Genomic DNA, 2,635 nt, shown 5'->3' with positions numbered 1-2,635 from the left:
CAACCAGCAGATCCTGCACAACATCAAGAAGGGCATGCGCGTCGAGGTTGCCGAGAAGTTCACCAAGGATTGCCACGAACTCGGCATCGCCATCCACGGCACCTTCATCCTCGGCCTGCCGGGCGAGTCGAAGGAGACGATCCAGGAGACGATCAAGTTCGCCACCCGGATCAACCCGCACACGATCCAGGTCTCGCTGGCGGCTCCGTATCCCGGCACCTTCCTCTACAAGCAGGCGGTCGAGAACGGCTGGCTCGACGTGGAGAACGCCGAGCTCGTCGACGAGAACGGCGTGCAGGTCGCGCCGCTGCACTACCCGCACCTGTCGCATACCGAGATCTTCAACTCGGTCGAGGATTTCTACAAGAAGTTCTACTTCCGCGCCCCGAAGATCGCCTCGATCGTCGGCGAGATGGTCCGCTCGCCCGACATGATGAAGCGGCGCCTGCGCGAGGGTGTCGAGTTCTGGCACTTCCTCAAGGAGCGTCAGTCGAGCGCCAAGGCCGCCTGAGCGGCACGCGCACGGATCGATCGAGGAGCGGCCGGGCCTGAAGCCCGGCCGTTTCCGTTGCGGGGACGAGGGGAGTGGCCGTGAAGCGGCTGGTGGTCACGGCCGATGATTTCGGCCTGAGCGTCGAGGTCAACGAGGCCGTCGAGCAGGCCCACCGCGAGGGCATCCTCACGGCGGCGAGCCTGATGGTCTCCGCTCCGGGAGCCGCTGACGCGGTGGCGCGCGCGCGCCGCCTGCCCTCCCTGCGCGTGGGATTGCACCTCGTCCTCGTCGAGGCGTGGCCGACGCTTCCCCCGGGGGACCTGCCCGACCTCACCGGCCCCGACGGGCTGATGCGGCGCGACATGGAGCGTCTGGGCCTCGACCTCGCCGTGCGGGCGCCCGCCCGCCGCCAGCTCGGCGCCGAGATCCGCGCCCAGTTCGAGGCCTACCGGGCCACCGGGCTCCCGCTCGACCACGTCAACGCCCACAAGCATTTCCACGTCCATCCGCTGATCGCCGGGGCGGTGCTCGGGATCGGGCGCGATTACGGCATGCGGGCGCTTCGCGTCCCGCGGGAGCCTCGCGAGATCCTGCGCCAGGCCGAGCCCGGGTCTCGCCCGCGGCCCGCCCTCGACATCGCGCCCTGGGCGGCGCTCCTCTCCGTGCGCGCCAGGGCGGCGGGCCTTCTGATCCCGGACCGGACCCTCGGCCTCGCGTGGTCCGGCGCGATGACGCCTCGCCGCGTGGCGGGGCTGCTCGCCCACCTGCCGGACGGACTTACCGAGCTCTACACGCATCCCGCGACGGCGGCGGGCTTTCCCGGCGAGGCCCCGGGCTACGCCTACGCGGCGGAGCGGGACGCCCTGATCGCCCCCGAAGCGCGGGCCGCGCTCCAGCGGGTCGGGGCCGTCAGCGGCGGCTTCTCGGATTTCAGCCGCTGAACCCTGCCGGCGCCCGGCAGGTCTGAGGCGCGCGCGGCGGCACGAGCGCTGAGCTTCGCAAACGGTCCCGTCCGGATCGACGAGACCGGGGTGGGGCTCCCGTCCGGCGGCCGCCGCGGCGCGGGGCGAACCCCCGCCCGCGGCGGCTGCAGGCTGCTACTTCGCCAGCGCCGCCTCGGTGCGGCTCGGCACCATCGGATCGTTGTCGACGGTCTTCGCCTCGGGGCGCTTCGGATCGGGCTTCTTGGGCGGCGGACCCAGGAAGGCCGGCACCACGAAGAAGGCCGCGAGCAGCGTGAAGAACAGCGACAGCGCCAAGAGCTTGCCCATGCTCGCCGTGCCCGGATGGCTCGACAGGACGAGGGAGCCGAACGCCGTGCCCGTGGTCAGGGCCGAGAAGAAGATCGCCCGGGTCAGGCTCGAGGCCAGCATGTCGGTCACGCCCGCCCGCCACGCGATGACGTAGTAGATGTGGAAGGCGACGCCCACCGCGAGCATCAGGGGCAGGGCGATGATGTTGGCGAAGTTCAGCGGCATGCCGATGACGTGGAGCGCCATCAGCGTCCACAGCGTCGCGAGCACCAGCGGACCCAGCGTCATGGCGACGTCCCAGGGTTTGCGCAGGGCCACCGACAGGATGATGAAGATGAGCGCGAGCGCCGTCAGCCCGGCCTGCACGAAGGCGCCGAGGATGGTGTAGCTCGATGCCGTCGTCGCCACGGGCGCTCCGGTCGCGTGGGGGGCGACGGTCTGCACTTCCTTGGCGAAGTTGCGCAGGACCTGATCGTCGTTCGAGTTCCCCTTCGGATGGACCTCGATCCGGGCGCGCCCGTCCGCGGCGACCCACTCGGCCTTCACCTGCGGGGGCAGGTTCTCCAGGGTGACCTTCTCCGGGTGGAGCAGGTCGGAGAGGCGCTTCAGCAGCGTCTTCAGATCGGTCGTCAGCGCGACGGAGGCCGCCTCGCGGACCGCGACGGGGGCGTTGGCGAGCTTGTCGAGGGTGTTGGCCAGCGCCTCGGCGCTCTTGGCACCCGGCTCGCTGCTGCCGGCGACGCCGCGCAGGGCCGTCACCGCGTCCTTGATCGCCTTCACGTTGTCGGCGTCCGTGGGCGGCGGCGGCTTGCGGCCTGGGTTGAGCACGGGATCGAGGAGTTGCGCCGTCTCCTGGATCGTCGCGAGCTTCTGGTCCTGATCGCGCGGA

Annotated in this window: 2 protein-coding genes and 1 pseudogene; 2 read left to right on the top strand and 1 reads right to left on the bottom strand. The window is 70.9% G+C overall.

The features are described 5' to 3' along the window. A pseudogene (locus E1J50_RS26265) lies at nucleotides 1-511 on the top strand (hopanoid biosynthesis associated radical SAM protein HpnJ); the annotation flags it as partial. A gap of 80 nt (nucleotides 512-591) precedes the next feature. Then, nucleotides 592-1,434 (top strand): hopanoid biosynthesis-associated protein HpnK, encoded by an 843-nt coding sequence (gene hpnK, locus E1J50_RS26260; RefSeq protein WP_132254519.1) that lies wholly within the window; start codon nucleotides 592-594, stop codon nucleotides 1,432-1,434. A gap of 156 nt (nucleotides 1,435-1,590) precedes the next feature. Here hpnK and E1J50_RS26255 read toward each other — a convergent pair. Further along, the coding region (locus E1J50_RS26255) for an MMPL family transporter (protein ID WP_165937991.1) at nucleotides 1,591-2,635 on the bottom strand (1,045 nt) is incomplete at its 5' end.

The sequence above is a fragment of the Methylobacterium segetis genome (assembly GCF_004348265.1).
Taxonomy (GTDB): Bacteria; Pseudomonadota; Alphaproteobacteria; order Rhizobiales; family Beijerinckiaceae; genus Methylobacterium; species Methylobacterium segetis.
This window is presented reverse-complemented; position numbering and strand designations above follow the sequence as displayed.